This window comes from Bacteroides sp. ZJ-18 (assembly GCF_011038705.2).
GTDB classification, from domain to species: Bacteria; Bacteroidota; Bacteroidia; order Bacteroidales; family Bacteroidaceae; genus Bacteroides; species Bacteroides hominis.
The window spans coordinates 2,189,449-2,215,164 of sequence record NZ_CP072198.1 but is presented as its reverse complement, the minus strand read 5'-3'; the positions used below and the strand labels follow the sequence as shown (position 1 = coordinate 2,215,164).

Genomic DNA, 25,716 nt, shown 5'->3' with positions numbered 1-25,716 from the left:
AACAAAAAAGATGAAAGAGATTATTTATATATTTATCGGAGGAGGCATAGGCAGTGTATCCCGCTATCTGGCACAAATAGCCGTCAACGAGAAACTTAGCCCTACTTTTTTCCCCTTTCCGTGGGGAACGTTTGCCGTGAACATTGCTGGGAGTTTGTTAATAGGATTATTTTATTCACTTTCGGAACGTCTTGATCTATCCTTCGAGTTAAGGCTATTTCTGACTGTTGGTTTCTGTGGAGGTTTTACCACATTTTCTACTTTGGCTAATGATGGCCTGAGTTTACTGAAAGGAGGCTTCTACGGCATATTCGCATTTTACACATTAGCCAGTATGATACTCGGGCTTTTAGCCGTATTAGGTGGAGGATACCTCGGAGAACATTTAAAACAATAGACTAATATATGAAACCAGCAATTAAGAAAGTCCAACCTGTTAAAGTCATAGCCCCATTCATCAATGAGCAGTCCGAAAGCATCACTCCACTCGATATTTTGGTGGATGAAGAGAAAATTTCTGATTTATATTTCTCTAAAGGAGTTGTCCGACAAGTAAATAAGCCCTATCTAAGTATTAACAATTGTACTTTCAAACAACAAATATTCAACGAATGCCAGTTGAAATCAGCCCAATTAACAGACATACGTTTTGAAAATTGCGACTTATCCAACGTGTCCTTTGCCGGAACTACTTTCTACCGGGTAGAATTTATATCATGCAAGCTCTTAGGAACAGGTTTTCCGGAAGCCACCCTAAACCATGTCCGGATGGAGCATTGTTATGGACAATACATCAATCTTTCCATGACGAAAATGCGGACCGTTCGTTTCAGCCATTGTGATTTTCGAAACGCCAGCCTCAATGACAGTAAATTAATACCGGCAGCTTTCGACAACTGTGAACTGCTTGAAGCAGATTTTTCGCATACGTCTTTAAAAGGTATCGACCTGAGGAGCTCAAGAATAACAGGCATTCAACTAAACATAGCTGACCTGAAAGGGGCTATAGTCAGTTCATTACAGGCAATGGACTTACTGCCTCTGTTAGGAGTCAAGGTTGAAGACGACTGAACTTTTCCACCCCTCTCTTTGTTTTATAGTATAAAAGCGATAATACTGATTTATAGGGAAAGAGACCGCACGGAATACCTATTAATAGTTATTCTACCGCTTCCCATAAGTGAGTACATTTGCAGAGACTAAAAAACAAGAGAAACAATGAAAATAGAAAAAATTACAGGACGAGAGATTCTCGACTCAAGAGGTAACCCTACAGTAGAAGTAGACGTAGTATTGGAATCAGGCATCATGGGACGTGCATCCGTTCCGTCGGGCGCATCGACCGGTGAGCATGAAGCGCTTGAACTCCGCGACGGTGATAAACATCGTTACGGCGGTAAGGGTGTACAGAAAGCAGTAGAGAACGTTAATAAAGTCATTGCCCCACATCTGATTGGTATGTCAGCCCTCGACCAAATGGGCATTGACCATGCTATGCTGGCACTGGACGGAACAAAGACAAAAGCCAAACTGGGCGCAAACGCTATCCTGGGTGTTTCACTTGCCGTAGCCAAAGCAGCTGCCAATTATCTTGATATTCCCCTTTACAGATATATCGGCGGCACAAATACTTATGTTTTGCCCGTCCCAATGATGAATATCATTAATGGAGGATCACATAGCGATGCCCCAATTGCCTTTCAAGAATTTATGATTCGCCCGGTTGGTGCAAACTCTTTCAAAGAGGGACTGCGCATGGGTGCCGAAGTATTCCACGCCTTGAAAAAAGTATTAAAAGACCGTGGTTTGAGTACAGCTGTAGGTGATGAAGGAGGCTTCGCTCCGAATCTGGAAGGCACAGAAGATGCACTAAACTCTATCCTTGCCGCTATTAAAGCTGCCGGATATGAACCAGGTAAGGATGTAATGATCGGCATGGACTGCGCTTCTTCCGAATTCTATCATGACGGTATCTACGATTACACCAAGTTTGAAGGTGAAAAGGGTAAAAAACGTACAGCCGAGGAACAGATTGATTATCTGGAGAAACTTATCAACGAATATCCGATTGACTCTATCGAAGACGGTATGAGTGAAAATGACTGGGAAGGCTGGAAAAAATTAACTCAACGTATCGGCGACCGCTGCCAATTGGTAGGTGATGACCTTTTCGTTACTAATGTTGATTTCCTGGCAAAAGGTATCGAAAAAGGTTGTGCCAATTCTATTCTGATTAAAGTAAACCAAATAGGTTCGCTGACAGAAACATTAAACGCTATTGAAATGGCACACCGCCACGGATATACGACAGTCACCTCTCACCGTTCCGGCGAAACAGAAGATGCAACCATTGCAGATATTGCCGTAGCAACAAACAGCGGACAGATTAAAACCGGTTCGTTAAGCCGTTCGGACCGCATGGCGAAGTACAATCAGTTGCTCCGTATAGAAGAAGAATTGGGTGACCGTGCTGTATATGGTTACAAACGAATTACCGTAAAAGGCTAAATAAAATCATGATAAGCATAGCATGATGAAAGGTTAGTTATTTTTATAATGATTGAATGTAAATGTGAAAAGGAGGTTGTGTCAAATACGCTTTGACACAACCTCATAGTATACGTAAAGAACAAGAGCAACACCCTCTATTCGGTCAACAATCCTGCGAATGGAATAAAAGGAGTGTTCAGCAGGTGGTGGATGATCCGCTGCTCTTGATAAAATAGTTGGTTGCCTTTTTCATTTTAAACCACTATTTTTTTTGCTTTACCAACATGATTACAGGATTGTCTTCTTCATTCAACTTTGAAGCAATTTCTTTCAATTTGCCATCTTTCAGTTGCTCTTTCTTATAAATCTCAACAAGTCGGGATGCACTTAAACTCGTGACATTTTCGATATCGCGATTAATTGATTTCGCCGTCATAGCTACAGTTCTTTTTTCTGCATAGTCATCATTATATACGGCAACTTGAAATATGGCTTTTTCCTTCTTGTCGTACACCAGCTCATCTGTATAGAATCCGTTACCTTTTTCAAAGTTAAATACATTTTTAACGGTTTCCATAAAGTAATAACGGTCGGTATGAATACCCATATAAAGAAAAATTTCAGGCTCCATAGTATTTGCAGAGGGGGTTCTTACAATAAAGGGGCTTAATGTACCATCCGGTGCATAGTTATACAATGTATCGGCTGATGCATCTATAAGTGTCCATTTTCCGTTGCTTAGGCGTATTTGGTAAGAATAATTTGCTATAAATCGATCTCCATCAGTCACAATCGGTGTGTTAATCGTTTTAAAAGGAATAAAAATTTCCCGGGTGATACTTCCATCCTGTTTTGATATAAGAATATGGTACGATTTGTTTCTATCCTTTCCTTTATTATGATAATCTGACATATCATAACAGATCAAATTATGTTTGTCATAATCAAAAATAGATGAAACATCTCTACCAAGATTCAAACACCGTTTGAATTCTCCGTTAAGATCGTATACTAAGATTTTATTTCCCGGTGACTTTACGAATATTTCATCATTGCTTTCATCAAGAATAATCTCATTAATCCTTGCATATTCTTCTGCCCCTTGCCCTCGCCGATTTATCTTTTTTAATCCTTTACCGGTTTGCCTGTCAAAAATAAAAATATCCCCATCATTATTCCTATTGGTTACCAATAAGTATTCTTTTCCCACATCTTGTACTAAGCCTTGTGTAAGAAACTCATCTGTAGTTTCCAGCGCAACATATTCCACATTCATAAAATCCTGAAGAATCAATTCTTTTTTAGGATAGCTTTTCGAAACGTCCACGATGATTAAATCATCGTTTGATTGTTTATTTCTTCCACATCCTGTCAATACTACCAACAGAATGACTGTCAAAACTGTGTTTACTTGTTTCATCTTATTTGTTTTATTTGTTTTTTTATGTAACAAAGATTAGTACGATCAATAATTATTTTAAATTTTTCATATTCAATTCCTTTTAAGGTTAAGAAACGGGCTGAAGTGTTTCGGGGTAAATATACCACTATCTGATGTCTAAAGCAAGAAAAAAACATTAATATACAAGAAATCAAAAAGAATAAATTAAGCGACAAGATTCTATTATTGAAAGAATATCACAATATCGACTTCTCTTTTTTTCCATCATTCGAACTGTTAGAATTGAATAATAGATTACTGCCTTTGTCTGATTTCTATCTTTCTGCTTCAGAAATGCATAGGGTTGTGTGGGTTGGTTATAAACTATCTTTTGAGGTCTACATTCATTTCGTTATGAATGAAATACCGGTTATACCTGTAACATGTTCATTGTTATCTGAAGGATTGGAATATGATCCGGGGGATAAAGAAATTCAGTAATATTGTACCGGTGGGGATATCATCGTTATTGGGTGGATGACGTATGATAGCCTTTTTATGTCTGAAAACGAGTAATGGAACTTGTTAATGGTTAACAATACAAGTGTGAAATGTTAATAAGTTATCGGTAACATTAAACCATGTTATAATAGAGCAGAATATCGTGCGTAAATTTGCTAATTAGTTGGGAATCGGTATTTTTGTATTGTGTTTTTTCATAAGTATTAGATTTAAGGTTAACAAAAGATTGGTTGCTCGGGACGAGTAGCCATTTTTTGTTTTATGCAGTAATGTGGTTTCGCTTCCGATGATATTTATTTCTTTAATTTCCCTGTTCCCTTTGTAATTTATAGATGGTTTTGAGAGCAAAACGACTTTTATATTGTTATTAGTGCAATATCAGCTATCTATAGGCTTGTTCTATTTACTAATTATTAAAGGAAACATTATGAAAAAGAATCTATTGTTTTTTGGAGCACTTGTGAGTGCTTTTCTGTTGGCCTCTTGTTCGGGTGGAAGCAAGAGCAAAGCTCCTGTTGCCAGTACGGCAGATATTGAAAATGCGACAGAGGTAATCAAATATTATAATACTTCTCTCGGAGTATTAAAAGATATGGTGAAGGAAAAAGATGTAAATGCCGTTTTGGATTATATGGAACAAAAAGGAAAAGTACCGGCTCTTACCGCCATCGCCCCACCGGCAGTTGTTGCAAAAGATTCGGCGACGGTGATGAATCCCGGAGATTACTTCAATAGAGAAACCCGCCAGAATCTGGTGCAGAACTATGCCGGATTGTTTAAGGCGAGAGCTGAGTTTTACGCAAATTTCGATACCTATCTTTCTTACTTGAAAAAGAAAGATGTAACCAAAGCGAAGCAACTGTTGGATGCGAATTATCAGTTGAGCACACAGATGTCTGAATACAAGCAGAATGTTTTTGATATTCTGAGTCCGTTTACCGAACAGGCTGAACAGGTGCTTCTGGCGGACAGTCCGCTGAAAGAACAGATTATGTCTGTACGGAAGATGTCTGCTACGATGCAGAGTATTTTGAACCTGTATGCACGTAAGCATATGATGGATGGCCCCCGCATTGACCTGAAAGTAGCTGAACTTACCAAACAACTCGATGCTGCTAAAAAACTTCCTGCCGTGAATGGTCATGAAAGCGAGATGAAGTCTTATCAGACTTTCCTTTCACAGGTAGAAATATTTATCAAACAGGTGCAGAAGGCTCGGGAAAAAGGAGAATACAGTGATGCCGATTATGATATGTTGACCAGTGCATACGAGACTTCCATTATTTAGAAAAATAGAATGAATATTATACTTTTCGATGGTATATGTAATCTCTGCAACGGGACAGTTTCTTTTATTGTAAAGAGGGATAAAAGAAAGCTGTTCCGTTTTGTTTCACTGCAATCTGAAGCGGGTAAAACTTTGTTGGGCCGGTATGCTGTTGAAAGTAGTAATAAGACTCTCTATTATTTTCGGAAAGGAGATTGTTATTCTAAATCTACGGCTATACTTTATATCTTAAAAGACCTGGGAGGATTCTGGCAGTGTTTTTATCCATTGATCCTGATTCCGGTAAAAGTAAGGGATGCATTGTATTTATTGGTTTCCAAATATCGGTATCGGATATTTGGGAAAGTAGATTCATGTACTAAGCCGGCGAGTTTTTCTAATGAAGAATCTAAAAGACCGGATTAATTTTAACTTATCTAAAAAAAATATATCTTTGTAGCAAAGATGTACATTTTTAAATGAAGAAATATGGATAAAGTAATTATTAATTCTTATGAAGATTTTGAGAAATTAGTGGGGCAGCAGATTGGAGTCTCTGACTATCTGGAGGTTTCTCAGGAACGTATCAACCTTTTCGCTGATGCAACACTAGATCATCAGTGGATTCATGTGGACACAGAGCGTGCTAAGGTGGAGAGCCCTTATCATAGCACCATTGTTCACGGATATCTGACATTGTCATTACTTCCTCATTTGTGGAACCAGATTATTGAAGTAAATAATTTGAAGATGATGATTAATTATGGTATGGACAAGATGAAGTTCGGGCAAGCAGTACTGTCAGGTCAAAGTGTGCGACTGAAGGCAAGTCTGCATTCTCTTACTAACTTGCGTGGTGTGGCTAAAGCTGAAATTAAGTTTGCGATTGAGATTAAAGATCAGCCTAAGAAAGCACTCGAAGGTATCGCTATCTTTCTGTATTATTTTAATTAAGAAAAGAATATGGCATACACAAGTTATAGAAGACTGTGTATGCCATTGTTTTATACTTCATATTGCTTCGAAAGACAAAAGAAAATCCTTCCTGTAACATTGGTTACAAATTATTTGTTTTCTGTTCCCGACCTTTGTCCTCTGAATAATAAAAGAGGAAAATATGAAAGATTATAAACTTATGACAGTCGGCCAGATTGTAGCCGATCGTTTTGACCACGCAAAGGTATTCAATAAGTATGGCATTGATTTCTGTTGCAATGGAGATGTCTCGCTGACTGATGCTTGTGAAAGAGCCGGAGCAGGGGTGGACAGCTTGTTGGAAGAGTTGGGGCAAACGCAACCGAACCATTCTCCGATTTTTGATTTTAAAAGTTGGCCTATGGATTTATTGGTAGATTACATCCTGAAATTCCATCATCGTAATATCCGTTACCAGGGACCGCAGATTCTTCAATTGCTTGATAAAGTTTGTGAGGTACACGGTGAGAAGCATCCGGAACTTCATGAGATACGTGGGTTGTTTCAGGAGTCCTGGATAGATCTGAATAATCATCTTACCAAGGAGGAAATGGTGTTGTTTCCTTATATATACGATTTGTTCGATGCAGTGACCCAACACCGCCCCGTTCCGCCTTTTCATTGTGGCAGTGTCAGTAGCCCTATTTCGGTAATGATGCATGAACATGATGCCGAAGGTGAACGTTTTCGCCGGATTTCTTTATTGGCTCAGGGATATTTAGTACCCGATGATGCTTGTGACACCTACAGGTTATTATTTGAGATGTTGGAGACATTTGAGAAAAATTTGCATCATCATATTCATTTAGAAAATAATATTGTTTTTCCTATGGCTATAGAGCTACAGGAGAACTGTGAACGAATGTGTTAATTGTTAACGTTTTTAGCCTAAAGTATTAACAAAACAAGATCGAGTATTAAACGGTGTTATAATACAGGATATTTTTGCTCTGATATTTGCTAATTGCTTGAAATTCGGTATATTTGTATTGTGTTTTTTTCATAAGTATTAGATTTAAGGTTAACAAAAGATTGGTTGCTCGGGATGAGTAGCCATTTTTTGTATTCGGTACTTTGGTTATTTATTCTTCAATTAGAGTATGACGTTTAAAATCTATATCCCAGTCCTATTCTCACAGTAGGATAGATGGCGGAATTGCCGTTGGAGGACTTTATATAACCGGCTCCGCCAGATAGATCGAAAAGAAAATGTTTCCATACGCGTCGAAATCCCCAATATGGGGTGATAACATATATATGCGCTGTTTTTACTCCGCTGCTGATGGCTATTGGAAAAGAATATCCGAAACAGGCAGATAAATACCCACCGGAATTACCCCAAGTACGCTTGCCATTGCGATGCCTTTTCTTCAGGTTATAATAAAAACGTGGTTCTATGGCTAAATCTCCGGTTACTAAATGATAGTCTTTGGTAGCGATATGGAATTCGCGAAGTGATTCCATTTTGAGTTGCCATGTTCTTTCAAAAGCATAAGAAGCTCCTGCGCTAAAAATAACAGTACCTTTCGGAGCAAAAGCATATTCATAACTATATGCCAGTCCGATACCATTTAAACTGATACTGTGACCGGAGACGGTTTGGAATTGGGCAGATGCATCTGGTCTTTTTTGAGGATTGTGCTCAGCATGGATAGAGAGGGCGAATAATGTAAGTAGAATTGTAGTGATAAATAATACTTTCTGCATATGTTTTCTGTTTTGGGTTTTATAATTGATTTCTTGATTATAAAGACAGAAAAAAGAAGAAGATTCCCTATTCGAATGAAGAGAATAATTTAACGATAAAATACAGAATCTAAAGTTTGGGCCAGTAGCGGTGAGGAGATCTACCTAAACTTTAGATTCTGTATGATAGGCAAAGTGCTTGTTATTTACGGATGCATCTGACAGAAAGAGCTCTGTCTGTTATATTGCCGTCTTTTATTTCATTTGTAGTATGCAGCAAATAGATTGCTTTATTTATTTGATTTCCAGATGAATTGGTAGACCAGTATACCACCGTATATAAGCCGTTGGTATATCCGTTCTTACTTTTTAGAATATATCCTTCCGGCATTCCATTGAATCCTGTAGTGTTAAGTATAGGAAGCTTGTCACCGCTTTCATCGCTTGACCATGGTCCGGATTTCAGTTTAGAAGCATCATTGTTTATATATTGCTTTAGTTGTTCCCACTCGGTTTCGGTAGGAATATTCCATCCTTGGGGTGATAACTTGCCTGAAATAACAGCTTCAGAATTGTAAAAGTAAAAATTTTGAGGCGCATCTTGATATTTCCCGGTGTAATAGCCTGCTGTTGCCGTGAAATCCTTTTTCAAAGTAATTGTTTTACCATCGGTATAGCGTGCCGCTTCCAAACTACGTCCCATCCAATATTGGATTCCTATTTTTACTATAGGATAAGTTTTGGTTTCCGTATTCCGTATATCTGTCAAGACATCTTCTTGCAACCGTACAGGTAGAGGATTTTCCGGCTTGGATATTGATATTGAGTTATCTTCGGCTATGTAGAAATCGTTGATGACGCTTTGATTTCCGGGCGTGTAGGCTAATACATTATTAACTTTGTTCCAAGAGACCTTGCCTCCGTGAACGGCTGCTGTTTCGTCAAGTAAACAAATTACCGTGCCGTTGTTTAAATCTGTCTTTCCATTTAGAACAGGATAGGCGACGATGGCTTGTGCATCGATATTGTCTGCCAATAGGTACTCTTTACAGATCTCTGCTACCTGCGTCCCTTCGTTAATGGCTTTATATACATTACTCTTACTGAATTTCAGTGCAGCCAGGTGAATTATACCTGATGTTTCCTGAGCTGTCGTTTCACCCGACTCCCCTTCTGTCCAGTCTGCAATGCTATGATCGAAGTTGTTGATTTGAATACCTTCGGATGATTTATAGATAATGCCTATGGAACAGCTTTTTTCACTGGACAGCTGAAAGTTGTCCGGAAATGGGCAACTATAGCTCTTTCCATCTATTTCCATATTTATGTAGTGACTGTCAGACTCTATTTTTTCGGGTATCAGTATCGCTTTTTTGCCTATAAGGGTATTATTCTCTATTTTCCATTCTCCATAAGGAATAATGCCGCTCGTTTGTCCCGATGACCCGAATTGGCCGGTGAGAAAATCATAAGATGCTTCCGAATGGAATCCGTTTAAGGATAAGGTAGGGTTATCAGCCAAGAGCTCTTGTAAGTCTTCTCCGGCTGCGGGTCTTATAATGATTTCCAGTTTGCAAAGTTTGTGTTTATATTCCATGGCAACCATGTTCTGGCTGGGTGTAATGTCATTGTTTACAGCGATCATAAAGTCGGAAAGTGATAGTCCGCCCACAGTACTTTGGTCGGTCTGTATCTGGACCTGCATTGTACTTTTGTCCGGTTCAATACCTGTTTCTTGAAAAGGATAATAACTGATGAAGTTACATTCTCCGTTTCCTTTAGGATAATAAATCGTTTCTTCCGGTTCGAAGCCGGAGGTTTGGGAACATGTGAAACGCATATTGTCAATGTATCGTTTCTGATTGATAGTTGATGGTTGTGTCAATACATACAAGCCAATGGCGTCCTTTTCTTGAAATTTGTTATCAATAACACGTGTGGGGTTGCATAAAATTTGTGTAGAAAGGCGGATAGGAATTTCTCCGGGAAGGGTTGTCGATTCTTCTGAAATTTCATTTACACAGGAAGTGCTGACAAGCAGGGGCATCATTATGAATTTTATCATAAAGGATGCAATTTTCATGTTTTTCATTGTAGTATATAGTTTAATTTGTGTTTTAGTTTCATTGTTTAACTATATGTTTAAGGAGTAACAAAGCTACTATTATTAATACAATTATTACTATGAATTATGATAATATTTTGTATTTATATAATAAATGTTTCACTACTGTTCCGTTAAAGTAAATAATAGTTCTTTGAAATGATTGAAATATAGTCGATTAAGTTATATTTTGAAATAAAACGGATTTGAATTTCTATTTTTGCAGCTGTAATGATGAATCAAGATAAATACACTTTTTCTCAACTTTTCCACTTTTTTGAACAGAACTCGGTTTAACAACTACGTTCGTAAGTACGATGTCAACCGTTATGTGAAGCATTTTACTTACTGGAACCAAATAGAAAAATCGCCAAGTTAGTATTTCTAACTTGGCGACTCTCACTTTTGCTCTTCAAGAGGGCACTGAAAAGCCATCTGTTTTTTCAGTGCCCTCGGAAATTTCCGGGCAGCTTTTTATTTTTCTCCGTTCAAACGGCGGAGTATTCTTACACAAGTTTAAAACTTACGTGTGTTCAGGTTCTTGTCGACCAAAACGCCATCAATAGCTTTCAGATCAAACTTCACGGCACGTTTCGCTTTCAGCTTCAGAATAAACAGATCGTTTGTTCCTTCAAGGGCTTCTTTAGCTCCAAGGTTAACGAATGTAGGATAGAGTGCTTTTGTACCATTGGTATGGAGTCTGTCGTAAGTCAGATTTTCCATTGCTTTAAGGTTCAAAGGTTCGACACCTACAAATTCATAATCTTGCTGATTGTATGGCAACGCAAAACTCAAGGCATTTACAGAACGGAGGTTGACACCTTTTACAAGCACTTCAACCACATCACCCTTACTGTAATTTCGTTTAGCCGTACTGATCTCAATAGTACCATCCAGTTTCTCAATCGGTTCATCGCTGACACCATCTTCCAATTGTGTTGCCACAACAGAAATGTCATAAGCATCGATCAAACCATTCTGGTCGATATCACCTACGCTGATATAGCCTTCATAGTCGGAATCACCTTTTCTCAGACCGGTATAGTTGGTATACGAAGTTAAATCGTTATTATCGATCTTACCGTCGTTATTGATATCACCCTGCAAACGGCTCTCTGTTCCAGGAACTTTAAATACATACAATTCCCTACCCGAACCATAATTGTTCACACCTTCCGTTACAGCCAGTTTGATATAGCGTGCAGTCGGGCGCTCAGTAAATGTAAATACTTTCACATCACCATTACGTTTCCAGTCGATTGCTCCGGCCTCAGTCCAATTCTCTTTATCCATACTGTAATATACAGTACCTTTCAGAATCGTTCCGTTACCACCGTCGGTACGTGGCAGGTATTCGAATTTATCCAACTGGTTCACAGTTCTCAAGTCGATAATCATGTCATATGGCAGCGCTTTTGCTCCATACTTCGTATGCCACATATCACCCAATTCGGCAAAGTCGAACAAACGATCGATATCAAATCCTTCCTGATTCTTCGCAGTTGTTTCACCCTTGATTCCATGAAGAGCAAATTCCAGCGGGTTCGCTTTTGTCTTAGCGCTGAATTCAGCCCAATCCGAATAGCCATCCTTGTTTACGGCACGGATCTTGAATGCGTAGTCGGTTTCAGCAGCCAGCCCGTCAAACAGCAACTCAGTATCCTTAATTGTTGTATACAACATGCCATTGAACTCTATTTCATAGAAATCGGCATTCGGCACTTTGCTCCATGTAGGTTTCAAAGTATAAGCTTCAATATTCTCGGCAGTAATCTGAGCTGCAGGAGCAGTCAGCGAACCGGACGTTACTCTGTAATTATCGGCAGGCGCATACTGGAAGCCTTCGATATTCATCACAACCTGATTTTTAGTAATGTCAGTAGCAGCCAACTTCACAAGAAGCTGAGGATTCTTAGTGATTACTTTCTTTTCAAATTCACTGCCTTTCGTAGCAAATTTATTCAGATTAGGAGCAGCATCATAGAAGTATACATTCTCACCTTTCTGGAAATCATCCATAGAGGCCACTTCGATCAACTTCACTTTGCTTTTGCCCACTTGAGCAGAAACTTTCTTCGGTTTGGCAGTAACGTTTACCCTAAACTCAGTAGCTTTCTCTTTTACAAAACCGTCGAAATCACCCTGTGTAGGACGAATAGAAATCTTCACATTGTTTTTCGAATCAACATTTGACTCAATGAAAGTTGTGGCACCTTTACCATCCTTATATGCTTCCGATACACCGTCATCATCATATTCAACAGTCATCATGTGCTTATACGGATAGATCTCGTAGATACGAAGTCCTTTATTGATTTCAGCAACGTTATTGTTAGGATTGGTCATCGGGATAATAGCTCCGTTCTTCACAAATACCGGAAGTTTCCAGAGAGGAGCAGCAAAGTTGTTGAGTACACAGTTACCCTGATATTTTTCTCCGGTGAAATAATCGATCCATTCTCCTTCAGGCAGATAAATACCGTCACGGATATCATTCCCTTCAGCATCTGCTTTTGTGGCTTTATAGATAGGTGCTACCAGGAAGTCGGTACCATACATAAACTGATACTGCGTGGCTGTACCCAGAGTATAAGCATTCGGATATTCCAGGAACATAGCACGAATAAGCGGCATTCCGGTTACAGCTTCTTTCGCAAAACTATAAGTATAAGGCATCAATTCCGATTTCAGTTTCAGATACCAACGGTTGATAGAAGTGGCAGGTTCGCCCAAAGCATGCGGATATTTTTCGTTCGATCCCCATCCATCCATATTCAGCTGCATCGGAGTGAAAGTTTTCCACTGGAAGTCTCTGGTGTTGACAATCATATTCTTGCCGCCGAAGATACCATCCATATCCGAAGAGATGTTAGGCTGACCTGACAGACCTGAACCGATATAAGTCGGGATGTGGAAACGGATGTACTCCCATACACCGCCTGTCTGGTCGCCCGACCAGATTCCGGCATATCGTTGTGTACCGGCCCAACCATCGAGTGAAATAATGAACGGACGGGCATCATCTCCGTAATAAGGCATAATATGACCTACGTCTGCCACACCATTCAGTCCGAAGGAATATCCCCAGCCTACCCATGCAACGTCTGTTTTCAATACACGCACACCGGCATCTCTCACTTCCTTCACAATATCTCTTTGCAGCAATGCACTCACACCTTCTTTCGGATGCAAGTCAGACTGTGTCCACAAACCGATTTCGACACCATTCTTACGAGCATAGTCGCCCAGACTTTTCAGATTCTGGATGTTTCCGTCAAGAGTTTCGGTCTGTCCGTATCCGGCACCATATCCGTCGTTTGGCAGCAACCAGCCTAAAGGCATGTCATGATTCTTATAGCGATCAATCACTGCACGGGCCGAGAACTGATAATTATTCTTTTCTCCGTTCAATGATTCCTTGATTCCACCATTATCTTTCTGGCTTTCCTTATAGCGTTTTCCGTCTTCGAACAAGATTCCTTTTTCGTCTTCCTTCCAGTAGTCACGGTTATAAGCATTCAAGTGACCCTGATAAAAACCGAACTTAGGCAACAACACCGGATTACCGGTCAATTGATAAAAGTCATTCAGAATCCCTACGGCACCATCACTAACCATATAGAATACATCAAGGTAAGGAGAATCGTGCGTAAGCTTCACTTTACCTTTTTCTTCCGCACCGAAATCATATTTACCCGGTTTGAAAGTATACCACATCATGCCATAGCCGTTAGTAGACCAATAGAAAGGTGTGGGTGAAGCTACTCCACCGTCTGTCCAGCTATTTTCGTTTACAATATTAATTGCTTTTCCTTTGTGCGAAAAACGTCCGTTCTGCACACCGCCGCCATAGAAATATTCGTTGGGGTTCTCTTTCAGAGTTACAGTAACTTTTCCTTTATCAAAAAGTACCGGTTCGGCTTCTTCAAAAGCTACGGCTTTCTTTTCCAGGTCGATCACTTTCATCAAAGAAGTATTCTTATCGATTTCCACCTTGATTTTCCCCGTAGTGATAGAAAGGAGATTGCCGCCATCATTTAAGTCGAGCGTAGAGACTGTGTTTCTGGGATTATTTACCAGAATTTGTGCTTCAGGTTTCGCTTCCGGATCACGGATGATTCCTCCATCATTGTCCTGAAATACTCTGAAAATGTTCTCTCCGTAGAAATCGAATGTCATTCTCTGGTTATTAGAGAACAGTACTTCAATCGTAGTCGGATTGATTTTCTTTGCACTAACGATCTTCAAGTTTTGTTGTGTCACCTCTCTAACGATTTCGGACCGATGCATAGCCTGCATAGGCGAACCGGAAAACATCAGAGGCAAAGCGAGAGCGAAGAGCACTGCTTTTCGCTGCTTACAATTACCAATTGCGTTCTTCATGATTTTTACTATAAAATTTCAACTAAATATTACTCCATTCTGTCAATAGATTGAATACGCAAAAATAGGCAAAAGTATTCAGAAAAGGCATATTCTATGAAAATAAATACAAGTAAATACACTTGCTTCCTATAATTCAAGAAACACCTTCACATCCTATGCCCGTTTCCTCCTAATCATCAATCGAAAAACATGAGGATGTTTTTCGATTGATGATTAGAACATAAGACTATCCGGTCAGCAAGATAAAACACTTACCTTATTACCTAATCCAACAACCGGTTCGGAATAGCGGTACGTTACTTCCCAAAACACACATTATTTATAGAGGAAATTAGCCAATCAGAATGAAAATCTTAACTTTGCAGGACAAAAATGAAATCATATATGGAAAAGCTAAAAATGGAATCTGTGAGTATCGCAGAGGACAGCCTGAATAAAATAGCCGAACTCTTCCCGAACGTAGTCACTGAATCGATGGGTAAGGACGGACAACTACATAAAGCTATCGACTTTGATAAACTGAAATTCCTCCTTACAGCCAACCAAGCAGAAATGGGAGTGGTATATGATGACGACGAACGTTACGAATTAACATGGGTGGGCAAGAAGCAGGCGATAAGAGAGGCGGCGCATCCTATCCGCAAAACATTGCGTCCCTGCCCGGAAGAGAGCAGGAATTGGGAACAGACCCAAAACCTATACATCGAGGGAGACAATCTGGACGCAATGAAACTCCTGAAAAAGAGTTATGCAGGAAAGGTAGACGTTATCTATATCGATCCGCCTTACAACACAGGTAAAGACTTTATCTTCAATGATACATTCGCTCTTTCACAGGAAGAATCCGACGAGAAACAGGGAAGATATAATGAAGAAGGACAACGATTGTTTCAGAATACGGAGGCTAACGGAAAGTTTCACTCCGATTGGTGTAGCATGATGTATGCCCGGCTGATGCTTGCCCATACCCTGTTAAATGATAATGGCATCATTTTCATTTCCATTGATGATCACGAACTGGCAAATCTGATTAAAATAGGCAATGAAGTATTCAATGCTTCTAATTTCATCGATGTATTTAATTGGGCAAAGACGGAAACTCCGGAAAATCTCTCGAAAAAAAGCAAGCAAATCATCGAATACATCGTCTGCTATCAGAAGAAGAAAAACGACATGAAATTCCAGGGTCTGAAGAAGGAGTCGGTCAGTTCAAACGGTCTGTTGAATCAACCGAATTCCGTCGGCATTCTGACTTTCCCCGCCAACAAAGTAGTTACTTCCATCCCCGACGGAGTGATCAAAGCGGGCATGTACGGAACAGATGCGTATGACGTGGAATTACTGGAAGATACCACCGTACGTGACGGACTGTTTACAGCCCCCGTCAAGCTGAAAGCCAAATTCAAATGGAGTCAGGAAAATCTGGAGAAAGAGATAAAAAAAGGAACAACCATCAAAATACCGACTCTTAAGTTAAGTCCTTCGTACGAAAAACTGGAATATGACCCGGAAGTTCCACCCAACCTGATTAATTACAAAGTAGGAGTTGAAACTAATGAGCAGGCCGGTAACTATCAGCTACAGTTCTTTGATAAGAAAGTGTTCAACTTTCCGAAACCTGTCAGTCTGATTCAATATTTATGTGAGTTTATCGACACCAAAAACAAAGATTGTATTGTGATGGACTTCTTCTCTGGTAGTGGCACTACTGCCGAAGCGGTTATGCGGATGAACATGAAACCGCGTAAAAACAAGGTGAAGTACATTCTCGTACAACTGCCGGAAGATGTGACTGAAACAATAAAAAAGGCCAAGACTCCCAGTGAAAAAGAGATCATGCAAAATGCGATCGACTTTCTCACGGAAAAGCATAAAGCATTGAACATCTGCGAACTGTCCAAAGAGCGTATTCGACGTGCCGGAGACACGATTGAGGCGGAATGCAACCAACTTAAATTAAAGAACCGCCCGGATATCGGTTTCCGTGTTTTTCGGATTGCCGACAGCAATATGAAAGACGTATATTACAGTGCAGGGGAATATTCACAAAGTGATTTGTTTTATTTCACAGACAATATCAAAGAAGACCGTACCGGACTCGATCTGCTTTATGGTTGCCTGACCAACCTGGGACTATCCCTGTCACTCCCACACAATGAAGAGGATATAAATGGATATACGGTTTATTCTGTCGACAAGACCGAATTAATGGCATGTTTTGCAGAACAGATTCCCGAAGAAGTCTTCCGTGAAATAGCCGGTAGGCAACCACGCCGGGTCGTCTTTCGGGATGCCTCGTTCAGGGATAGTGCCGATCGCATCAACATAGACGAGATATTTAAAACGTTATCTCCCGGTACTATGATCGAGATTCTTTAAACAGAGAAGGAAGGTACAGAAATGAAATTAAAATTCAAACATCAAAAGTTTCAGGAAGACGCAGCAAAAGCGGTATGTGATGTCTTTGCCGGGCAGCCATACAAGATGCTCGACTATCAAGTAGAGACCCGGAAGAAAGACGGACAGACCAGTTACGAAAGATTTACAGGATTCCGTAACCACCCTGTCGTACCCCAACTCACAGATGAGATGGTTCTGAGACATATCCAGGATATCCAGCGTGCCCAACAAATCAAACCGTCGGAAGCGCTGGAAGGGAAATACAATCTCACCATCGAGATGGAGACAGGAGTCGGCAAAACATATACCTACATCAAAACCATCTTCGAACTGAACAAACGCTACGGTTGGTGCAAGTTCATCATTGTCGTACCCAGTGTTGCCATCCGCGAAGGAGTCCACAAAAGCCTGGAGATTATGAAGGAACACTTTGCCTCGGATTACAGCACCCCTCTGTCTTATTTCATCTACGACTCCAAACAGTTGGGTGAATTGAACGCATTTGTCACAGACAGCAGAATCCATGTAATGATCATCAATTCACAGAAGTTCAATGCTACGAACAAAGACGCCCGCCGCATCTACATGAAACTGGATGATTTTGGCGGCAGCTGTCCTATCGATGTGATTGCACAGATGAATCCGATACTGATTATCGACGAACCCCAGTCGGTAGAAGGAGCCAAAACAAAAGAGGGATTGAAACGATTCAATCCCCTGTTCACACTGCGTTATTCGGCTACACACCGCGAACTCTATAACCTGATCTATCGCCTGGACGCGATGGAAGCTTACAACCTGAAACTGGTTAAGAAGATTGCCGTCAAAGGTATTTCCATCAGTGGAACAACAGCCACCGAAGGCTTCGTCTATCTGGAAGGTTTAAACCTGTATCCGGACAAAAATCCGACTGCCAATATCGGATTCGAAATAAAAAGGACCAAAGCAGTGAATCAGGTAGTACGGGCTCTGAAAGTAAATGATGACTTGTACGCTAAATCAAACCGTCTGGAAGAATACCGGAACGACTATGTAATTACAGATATCAACGGCGTTGAAAATTCCGTCACCTTCCGGAACGGCATCAAGCTTTATGCAGGTGACATAACGGGTAGCGTCAACGAAACTCAACTACGACGTATCCAGATACGAGAAACCATCTTATCACATATTAAGAAAGAACAGGAACTGTTTGAGAAAGACATCAAAGTTCTCTCCCTTTTCTTCATCGATGAAGTAGCCAAATACCGCCAGTATAACCCAGACGGAAAAGGAGAATATGCCGAGATTTTCGAACAGGAATATACCGATATCATAAAGCACTTGGACCTTTCGTTATTCAATCAGCCGGAATATATCAATTATCTAAAATCGACCGTGGCATCAAAAGCTCACGAAGGGTACTTCTCCAAAGATAGAAAAGGAAAGCTGATTGACAGTAAAACCGAGCGGGGAACCAAAGAATCGACAGATGAGGAGGCATACGATTTGATTATGAAAAATAAAGAACGCCTGCTTGACCGAAAAGAGCCGATCCGCTTTATTTTTTCACATTCCGCCCTGCGGGAAGGATGGGATAACCCGAACGTCTTTCAAATCTGTACCCTGAAACAAAGTTCGGCAGAGGTACGCAAGCGTCAGGAGGTGGGACGCGGGCTGCGCCTCTGCGTAAACGGACAGGGAGATCGCATGGACGCCAACGTTTTAGACAAAGAAGTACATCGTGTCAACCTACTGACCGTGATAGCCAGTGAATCGTATGAATCGTTTGCCAAAGGCTTACAGACAGAAATGGCAGAAGCCATAGCCGACCGCCCACAAAAAGTAACTATCCAATTATTCAAGGACAAGACGCTCCGATTGCCTAATGGTGAAACCATCATAGCAACCGAAGATATAGCACAAAGTATCTACGACTCTTTACTTGAAAACAAGTACATCAAGAAAGGAGAACTGACGGACAAATTCTATGATGACCGTAAACAGGGAGAAGTGATTTTCGACGATGAGCTCACCGATTATAAGGCGTCTATCATGACCATCCTAACCTCTATCTATAATCCAAGAGAGATGCAGCCGGAGGATGCAAGGAAATACAACATAAATCTTCGGTTGTCGAAAGATAAACTTGAAAACAGCAAACTTCAGGAATTGCTGAAGCTGCTATGCAGTAAGTCAACCTACACCGTAAAGTTTGACGAAAAAGAATTGGTAGAGAAAGCAATCGGGAGCTTAAATGAAAAGTTAAGAGTACCCCAGCTCTATCTTTCTGTCATTACAGGCCAAATGGACGAAATCAAGTCTAAAGCAACTTTGGTTTCGGGAGAGGCATTTAAAGTAGATCCCAATCAGGCGCACTATGAAAAGATAGATGCCATGGCAAACGATCAAGTAAAATATGACTTGCTCGGTAAACTCACAAACGCCACAAATCTGACCCGAAAGGCAGTTGCTCAGATTCTTGCCCGGATAAAACCGAATGTATTCGCCCAATTCAGAAATAATCCCGAAGATTTTATTATTAAGGCTTCGGAACTGATTAACGAAGAAAAAGCGCGTCTGATAGTACAACATATCGAATATAGCCCAATCGACCAGTACTATGATGTATCGGTCTTTACCCAGGCAGCTGTTCAAGGATGTTTGGGAGTAAACACAATGAAAGCAGATAAACATCTGTACGACCATGTGAGATTCGACTCTCGAAATGAAAAAACATTCATGGAAAAACTAGAAGAAAATGACGAAATAGAAGCTTATGTAAAACTACCCAACAGTTTCTATATCCCTACTCCAATGGGAAAATACCATCCGGACTGGGCCATCGTCTTCAAACAAAAGTTGTCGAAGTATCCTTATTTTATAGCCGAAACCAAAGCCAGCGATTCTTCCCTGCAAGACCGGGAAATAGAAAGGGCAAAGATAGAATGTGCCAAAAAACATTTTGCGAATGTAAACGGTGGAAAGCTTAAATATGATAAAGTAAGTTCCTTCGAGGAACTTTTGAAAATTGTCGCACAAGATCCCGTTTAAATCCAATAAAATAGCATGTTTCATTCCTTCCAGACCTCCATTGCCGGCATCGAATTGCCCCACTTGTTTACTTATCCCTTCCATTACACTCCTCATCCGTTATGTGTAATGGCAGCAGGAGAAGTACAGGCTTACATAAATAAACAGACAAGATGGAAAGAAGAATTGGACAAAGGAAAAATGTTCGGCGTATTGATAGTCCGTACTTCTAACGGACAAATGGGATATCTGGCTGCTTTCTCGGGTAACTTGTGCGGAAGCAATTCACACTCTTTCTTTGTACCACCGGTATACGATTTGTTGCAACCGGATGGTTTCTTCAAGATAGAAGAAGAACAAATCTCGGCTATCAACCGCCGAATCGGACAATTGCAAAACAGTGACCGGTATGTGAAACTCCAACAAAGGCTGGCGAAAGAAACAGCCTCATCACAACAGATATTGACCGAAGCGAGAAAGACTCTGAAAACGGCAAAAGAAAAACGGGAACAGCGCCGGCAGCAGCAACCGGATGAAGATGAACAAGCTGCCATGATACGTGAAAGCCAATATCAGAAAGCAGAATTCAAACGTCTGGAAAGATATTGGAAAGAGCGAATTTCCGAAGTGAAAGCAGAACTGGAAAGTATTTCATCGCAGATTGAATCTCTCAAAGCAGAACGCAAAAACCGTTCGGCGGCATTGCAGCAAAAGCTATTCCATCAATTCAGCTTTTTGAATGCCAGAGGAGAAAGCAAGAACTTGTGTGCTATCTTCGAACAAACCATTCAGCAGATACCACCTGCCGGAGCAGGTGAATGTGCCGCACCCAAGCTATTGCAATATGCTTACCTAAATGGATTGAAGCCCATTGCCATGGCCGAATTCTGGTGGGGAGAATCACCGAAAACAGAAATCAGGCGTCACGGTTATTACTATCCGTCCTGCAAAGGAAAATGCGGGCCCATTTTACGTCACATGTTACAAGGTCTGGATGTCGAACCGGATCCTTTGGCAACAGCCCCTGCCCCGCCAAAGGAAATAGAGATTCTCTTTGAAGACGAATGGCTTCTGGTTATCCATAAACCGGAAGGACTACTCTCCGTACCTGGAAAATCGGAGGAACTGTCCGCCTACAGTCTACTCAGAGCCCGCTATCCTGAAGCTACGGGACCGATGATCGTACATCGACTGGACATGGCAACTTCAGGATTGTTGTTGGTAGCCAAAACCAAGGAAGTACATCAGCACTTACAGGCGCAGTTTGAAAGCCACAGCATTAAAAAGCAGTATACAGCACTGCTGGAAGGTATCTTACCGACTGACGAAGGAACCATCGATCTTCCCATTTGTCCGGATCTTCTTGACAGGCCCAGACAAAAAGCAGACAGAGAATCAGGCAAAAAGGCTGTCACCCGATACTGCGTAATAGATCGCAAAAACGGACGAACCCGTATCGCTTTCTTCCCGCAAACGGGACGTACACATCAGTTACGCGTTCACTCCGCCCATCCGTCAGGTCTGAATTGCCCCATCGCAGGCGATGAACTCTACGGTAAGAGAGCGGAGAGGCTTTATTTACATGCGGAACGTCTGGAATTTACCCATCCGGTGTCCGGACAAAGAATATATATTGAAAAGAAAGCTGACTTTTAACAAATAACCAATGATAGAACAACCCCACATACACGAGTATGACGAGCTTCTTCAGGTTTGGGAGGAGGCAGTTCGCACTACCCACCACTTCCTGACCGAAACGGATATACAGTTTTATAAACCTTTGATCCGGAACGAATACTTTGCCGCAGTACAACTTTATGTCATCCGTGAAGATGCGGGAACCATCGCTGCCTTCATGGGACTGAGCACCGATTGTATCGAAATGCTATTTGTCAGTCCTAAGGCCCAGGAACAAGGCTATGGCAGTGAACTGGTTGAATTCGCCATCCGTGAAAAACACATTTATAAAGTAGACGTAAATGAACAAAACACGGCAGCATTAGGATTCTATCTACATCAAGGATTTGAAGTGACAGGCCGCGACGCGTTGGACGGAACGGGAAAGCCATTTCCTGTTTTACACCTGCAAATTCCTCCCGTCCGGCTGCGAAAAGCAAGGATCCAAGATATGGGTTTGCTGCAAACAGTGTTTACACAAAGCGTACAGAACACTTGTTCTGCCGATTATAATCACCTACAGATTCAAGCATGGATCGGACGAGGAACTCAACAACGTTGGCAGGAATTATTTCAAAGTGACTTATGTTTTCTGTTAGCAGAAGATATCAGACAATCACAAATAGCCGGATTCACCTCTATCAACCCTAAAGGGTATCTGCACAGCATGTTCGTCCATCCCCAATATCAGCATCGGGGTATCGCTTCCAGTCTGTTGAGAAAAGCTGAAGAGTATGCCCGCAATTGTCGCGCTGTATCGGTTCACTCGGAAGTAAGTATCACCGCCCGGCCTTTTTTTGAAAAACACGGATATATCACCGAAAAAGAACAAACGGTCGATGTGAACGGCATAGAAATGACTAATTTCTTGATGTATAAACGAATTTAACAGAACAGACTGAGATTTTTTTATAGCTTTGCGACAGATAACTATTTAAAATCAGCTCATGTTACAATCCAAATATCTGTTTCTTTCGCTTCTTTGCCTGCTGGCACCGCTCCGGCTTCATGCACAATTCATGGATTACGGGTCGGATCCCGCCCGGTTTAAATGGAACATAGCGAAACTGCCTCACTATGATCTGGTATACCCGCAAGGAAATGATTCAATGGCCTATCGATATGCTCTCTTTCTTGAAAATGTATATCCCCATATGTCCAAGACCATCGGAAAGCCGATCAAAGCCCGTTTCCCGGTCATTCTCCATCCGGCCAGCATGCAATCCAACGGAATGGTTTCCTGGGCACCGAGACGGATGGAACTGATTACAACTCCTTCTTCGGACCTAAGTACTCAAAGCTGGGATAAACATCTGGTATTGCACGAGTCGCGCCACGTATTCCAGACCGGAAAGGTGATGCATGGTATCTTCAAACCTCTTTATTATATAATAGGTGAACAGGCAGCCGGCGTGGCCTCCTTTTTTCTTCCGGTGTGGTTTCTCGAAGGAGATGCGGTAAGCACCGAAACTGCCATGTCAAACGGCGGACGGGGACGTCTTCCGGAATTCAACATGATCTATCGTGCCCAATTATTAGCAGGCGGAAAGCCTTATACTTTCGACAAGTGGTTAATGGGATCTTACAAAAATTATACAGGAACTTATTATGCATTGGGCTACGATATGGCTTCATATGCCCGCCAGCGTTATGGAGCTGATATCTGGGATAAAAGTACCAGCCGTTATGTCCGGAATTTATTATTTGAAGGCTCATTCAAGCATTACACAGGAAGCAGTTTCAAACGGCTTCAGCACGACACATTCGATTTCTTGCGGAAAGAATGGGAAAAACAGGATACCTGTACACTTGTGCCCGACTACCTCTCTTCTACCTCAAAAACCTACACCTCTTATCGATATCCCCAATCGATCAATGACAGTGTAATTATTGCCGTCAAATCCGGACTGAAAGATATAAACTCTCTGGTAGCCATCAGCAACGGTAAAGAAAAGCATCTGAGTTATATCGGAAGTATCAATAGTCGTCTCAACTTCCGGAACAACCGGATTTACTGGAGTGAATTGGTTCCCGGGCTCCGTTGGACGCACGAGAACTATTCCGTTCTGAAATATTATGATTTGGATAAAAAGCAGATAAAAACAATCACCCCGCGCCAACGTTATCTGGCCCCGGCTATCGACAAGTCCGGTCGGACCATTGCGGTCTCCCGCCCCACTGTAGAAGGCAAAAACCAACTTGTATTGATAAATGCAGAAAAGGGAAAAGAGCTATCCTCTTTCGACGTACCTGACAACGCATTTATCAAAGAACTCACATTCGGAGAAGGCCTTGATATTTTCTCCATAGCCGTAACCGATTCGGGAACCAGTCTGTTGGAATTCAATCCGCGGTCCGGAGAGTGGAAGGAGTTGATAAAAACCACCTCGGCCAACATCACCTCTCCTACTTGGAAAGACGGAAAACTCTTTTTTGAGTCGGGAGCCAACGGCACAAATAATATCTACTGTCTTCATCTCTCCGACAAACAGGTTTATCGGCTGACAGCCGCTCGTTTCGGTGCATTCGATCCTTCATTTTCCCAGTCAGGCAACCATCTGCTTTTTGCTGATTATCAAGCAGACGGATACCGGATTGCTGCGTTGCCGACTGACAGCTTACTATTTGAAAAGGCCGATTTAGCCCGTCCTGCTCCGATGCCATTCGTTGAAACATTGGCTGCTCAAGAACAGTTCAACCTTGACTCTACCCGTCTGGATAGCATTGATTTCACCCCCAAACGCTATCATAAAGGTACACATACTTTCAAGATACACAGCTGGGCACCTTTCTATTATGATGTGGCCGAAGCAATGAACAGCAGTGCAAGTGATTTAAGTACAATTGTCAAGCCGGGAGCAACCATTATGTCACAAAATACACTGAACACTGCCATCATGCAGGCCGGCTGGTATTATGACGAAGGCTACCATCACGGTAAACTGTCATTCACCTATCAGGGCTGGTTCCCTATAATAAATCTTGCTGCCGACTATGGTGATAAGGCTTTCAATATCGGCTGGACCAAAGATGACAAAGGTCAGGATATCACCAAAGGATATTATCCCGGACGCAATCTACTGGAAGCGGAAGCGCGAGTTTACCTCCCTTTCAACCTGACACGTAACCAACGCATACGAGGCATACAGCCTGCTTTTACTTACTATTTCACAAACAATAAGTATCAGGAGTATCATAGTGGAAAGTATCGCAACTTCCAATACATTCTCCCGGAAATCCTATTTTATGATTACAGACGAAAAGCACAACGCGATATCCTTCCCCGAAACGGTTACCAGCTTCGGCTGCAATACTTGAAAACCCCGTTCAATAAGGAGAATTTCGGTAGTCTGTACGCTGCCCGGCTGACTACCTATTGGCCGGGTATCATCAGGAATCACGGATTGATGCTACGCTTGGGTTACCAATATCAAGACCTTGACAATAAATCACTGTATCTCCCCAAACATCTGCTGGAAAAGCCTCGCGGATATCATTTCCAATATCAAACCCGCCAACAATGGGCCTTCAAAGCAGATTATGCTTTACCCCTGCTTTCGCCCGACCTGAGCATCAGTTCACTGATTTACATACGCAGGCTGCGTGCAAATCTTTTTTATGACTTGTCACGCAACCAAGCCAGTCGCAAAAGTAACTGGAGCACACAAAGCTCTTACGGAGGCGATCTTATTTTCGATTGGAATGTGCTACGTATGAGTTATCCGCTCACGACAGGCGTACGGCTGATCCAGCCGATCGACTATGGAAAATTCCAGGTAGAAGCACTGTTTTCAATCAGCTTCTAAGATTGAAAAC

17 protein-coding genes are annotated in these 25,716 nt (G+C 41.4%); 13 read left to right on the top strand and 4 right to left on the bottom strand.

Annotation, left to right across the window (positions count from 1 at the left end):
- The first annotated feature begins 10 nt into the window (after nucleotides 1-10).
- From crcB to eno, 3 genes are all read left to right on the top strand, one after another.
- Entirely contained in the window at nucleotides 11-397 is a 387-nt protein-coding gene (gene crcB / locus G7Y45_RS08715; protein ID WP_005809844.1) for a fluoride efflux transporter CrcB, read from the top strand.
- A gap of 8 nt (nucleotides 398-405) precedes the next feature.
- On the top strand, nucleotides 406-1,071 hold the full coding sequence (locus G7Y45_RS08710; protein WP_032540879.1) for a pentapeptide repeat-containing protein: 666 nt from the start codon (nucleotides 406-408) through the stop codon (nucleotides 1,069-1,071).
- A gap of 147 nt (nucleotides 1,072-1,218) precedes the next feature.
- Nucleotides 1,219-2,508 carry a phosphopyruvate hydratase gene (gene eno / locus G7Y45_RS08705; RefSeq protein WP_005775910.1) on the top strand — a complete coding sequence of 430 codons (1,290 nt, stop codon included), beginning with the start codon at nucleotides 1,219-1,221 and terminating at the stop codon, nucleotides 2,506-2,508.
- A 244-nt stretch (nucleotides 2,509-2,752) separates the two neighbouring features.
- On the opposite strand, the gene G7Y45_RS08700 is transcribed toward eno, so the two are convergent.
- Complete coding sequence (locus G7Y45_RS08700) at nucleotides 2,753-3,910, bottom strand: 6-bladed beta-propeller (protein WP_122329944.1); 1,158 nt, start codon at nucleotides 3,908-3,910, stop codon at nucleotides 2,753-2,755.
- A 910-nt stretch (nucleotides 3,911-4,820) separates the two neighbouring features.
- On the opposite strand from G7Y45_RS08700, the gene G7Y45_RS08695 reads away from it, so the two are divergent.
- From G7Y45_RS08695 to ric, 4 genes are all read left to right on the top strand, one after another.
- Nucleotides 4,821-5,681: a hypothetical protein gene (locus tag G7Y45_RS08695; RefSeq protein WP_165016005.1), complete on the top strand. Its 861-nt coding sequence runs from the start codon at nucleotides 4,821-4,823 to the stop codon at nucleotides 5,679-5,681.
- A 9-nt stretch (nucleotides 5,682-5,690) separates the two neighbouring features.
- The gene (locus G7Y45_RS08690) at nucleotides 5,691-6,086 is read left to right on the top strand and encodes a thiol-disulfide oxidoreductase DCC family protein (RefSeq protein ID WP_165016002.1); all 396 of its coding nucleotides are present in this window, start codon (nucleotides 5,691-5,693) and stop codon (nucleotides 6,084-6,086) included.
- A gap of 63 nt (nucleotides 6,087-6,149) precedes the next feature.
- On the top strand, nucleotides 6,150-6,614 hold the full coding sequence (locus G7Y45_RS08685; RefSeq protein ID WP_005775901.1) for a MaoC family dehydratase: 465 nt from the start codon (nucleotides 6,150-6,152) through the stop codon (nucleotides 6,612-6,614).
- A 163-nt stretch (nucleotides 6,615-6,777) separates the two neighbouring features.
- Entirely contained in the window at nucleotides 6,778-7,506 is a 729-nt protein-coding gene (ric, locus tag G7Y45_RS08680; RefSeq protein ID WP_032542356.1) for an iron-sulfur cluster repair di-iron protein, read from the top strand.
- A 236-nt stretch (nucleotides 7,507-7,742) separates the two neighbouring features.
- On the opposite strand, the gene G7Y45_RS08675 is transcribed toward ric, so the two are convergent.
- A complete protein-coding gene (locus tag G7Y45_RS08675) occupies nucleotides 7,743-8,342 on the bottom strand; it encodes a hypothetical protein (RefSeq protein WP_022011834.1) in 600 nt (199 codons plus the stop codon).
- A gap of 181 nt (nucleotides 8,343-8,523) precedes the next feature.
- Nucleotides 8,524-10,413: a fimbrillin family protein gene (locus tag G7Y45_RS08670; RefSeq protein WP_165015999.1), complete on the bottom strand. Its 1,890-nt coding sequence runs from the start codon at nucleotides 10,411-10,413 to the stop codon at nucleotides 8,524-8,526.
- A gap of 289 nt (nucleotides 10,414-10,702) precedes the next feature.
- On the opposite strand from G7Y45_RS08670, the gene G7Y45_RS08665 reads away from it, so the two are divergent.
- A complete protein-coding gene (locus tag G7Y45_RS08665; RefSeq protein WP_157195908.1) occupies nucleotides 10,703-10,804 on the top strand; it encodes a DUF4372 domain-containing protein in 102 nt (33 codons plus the stop codon).
- 137 nt (nucleotides 10,805-10,941) lie between these two features.
- Here G7Y45_RS08665 and G7Y45_RS08660 read toward each other — a convergent pair whose 3' ends face one another.
- Nucleotides 10,942-14,808 carry a TIM-barrel domain-containing protein gene (locus G7Y45_RS08660; RefSeq protein WP_122329947.1) on the bottom strand — a complete coding sequence of 1,289 codons (3,867 nt, stop codon included), beginning with the start codon at nucleotides 14,806-14,808 and terminating at the stop codon, nucleotides 10,942-10,944.
- Nucleotides 14,809-15,195: 387 nt separating this feature from the next.
- Here G7Y45_RS08660 and G7Y45_RS08655 point away from each other — a divergent pair, with 387 nt between their 5' ends.
- Genes G7Y45_RS08655 through G7Y45_RS08635 form a run of 5 tightly spaced genes read left to right on the top strand, consistent with a single transcriptional unit; the run spans nucleotide 15,196 to nucleotide 25,706 of the window.
- On the top strand, nucleotides 15,196-17,190 hold the full coding sequence (locus G7Y45_RS08655) for a site-specific DNA-methyltransferase (RefSeq protein WP_005809863.1): 1,995 nt from the start codon (nucleotides 15,196-15,198) through the stop codon (nucleotides 17,188-17,190).
- 21 nt (nucleotides 17,191-17,211) lie between these two features.
- Nucleotides 17,212-20,244 carry a type III restriction-modification system endonuclease gene (locus tag G7Y45_RS08650; RefSeq protein WP_044299510.1) on the top strand — a complete coding sequence of 1,011 codons (3,033 nt, stop codon included), beginning with the start codon at nucleotides 17,212-17,214 and terminating at the stop codon, nucleotides 20,242-20,244.
- 15 nt (nucleotides 20,245-20,259) lie between these two features.
- Entirely contained in the window at nucleotides 20,260-21,879 is a 1,620-nt protein-coding gene (locus G7Y45_RS08645) for an RluA family pseudouridine synthase (RefSeq protein ID WP_005775893.1), read from the top strand.
- A 10-nt stretch (nucleotides 21,880-21,889) separates the two neighbouring features.
- Entirely contained in the window at nucleotides 21,890-22,789 is a 900-nt protein-coding gene (locus tag G7Y45_RS08640) for a GNAT family N-acetyltransferase (RefSeq protein WP_005775892.1), read from the top strand.
- A gap of 58 nt (nucleotides 22,790-22,847) precedes the next feature.
- A complete protein-coding gene (locus tag G7Y45_RS08635) occupies nucleotides 22,848-25,706 on the top strand; it encodes a hypothetical protein (protein ID WP_165015996.1) in 2,859 nt (952 codons plus the stop codon).
- The last annotated feature ends 10 nt before the right edge of the window (nucleotides 25,707-25,716 follow it).

Coding starts and splice junctions, on each gene's coding strand:
- G7Y45_RS08655 (WP_005809863.1), top strand. CDS start 15,196: ATGGAAAAGCTAAAAATGGAATCTGTGAGTATCGCAGAGGACAGCCTG.
- G7Y45_RS08710 (WP_032540879.1), top strand. CDS start 406: ATGAAACCAGCAATTAAGAAAGTCCAACCTGTTAAAGTCATAGCCCCA.
- G7Y45_RS08685 (WP_005775901.1), top strand. CDS start 6,150: ATGGATAAAGTAATTATTAATTCTTATGAAGATTTTGAGAAATTAGTG.
- G7Y45_RS08700 (WP_122329944.1), bottom strand. CDS start 3,910: ATGAAACAAGTAAACACAGTTTTGACAGTCATTCTGTTGGTAGTATTG.
- G7Y45_RS08650 (WP_044299510.1), top strand. CDS start 17,212: ATGAAATTAAAATTCAAACATCAAAAGTTTCAGGAAGACGCAGCAAAA.
- crcB (WP_005809844.1), top strand. CDS start 11: ATGAAAGAGATTATTTATATATTTATCGGAGGAGGCATAGGCAGTGTA.
- eno (WP_005775910.1), top strand. CDS start 1,219: ATGAAAATAGAAAAAATTACAGGACGAGAGATTCTCGACTCAAGAGGT.
- G7Y45_RS08695 (WP_165016005.1), top strand. CDS start 4,821: ATGAAAAAGAATCTATTGTTTTTTGGAGCACTTGTGAGTGCTTTTCTG.
- G7Y45_RS08675 (WP_022011834.1), bottom strand. CDS start 8,342: ATGCAGAAAGTATTATTTATCACTACAATTCTACTTACATTATTCGCC.
- G7Y45_RS08660 (WP_122329947.1), bottom strand. CDS start 14,808: ATGAAGAACGCAATTGGTAATTGTAAGCAGCGAAAAGCAGTGCTCTTC.
- G7Y45_RS08645 (WP_005775893.1), top strand. CDS start 20,260: ATGTTTCATTCCTTCCAGACCTCCATTGCCGGCATCGAATTGCCCCAC.
- G7Y45_RS08640 (WP_005775892.1), top strand. CDS start 21,890: ATGATAGAACAACCCCACATACACGAGTATGACGAGCTTCTTCAGGTT.
- ric (WP_032542356.1), top strand. CDS start 6,778: ATGAAAGATTATAAACTTATGACAGTCGGCCAGATTGTAGCCGATCGT.
- G7Y45_RS08690 (WP_165016002.1), top strand. CDS start 5,691: ATGAATATTATACTTTTCGATGGTATATGTAATCTCTGCAACGGGACA.
- G7Y45_RS08670 (WP_165015999.1), bottom strand. CDS start 10,413: ATGAAAAACATGAAAATTGCATCCTTTATGATAAAATTCATAATGATG.
- G7Y45_RS08635 (WP_165015996.1), top strand. CDS start 22,848: ATGTTACAATCCAAATATCTGTTTCTTTCGCTTCTTTGCCTGCTGGCA.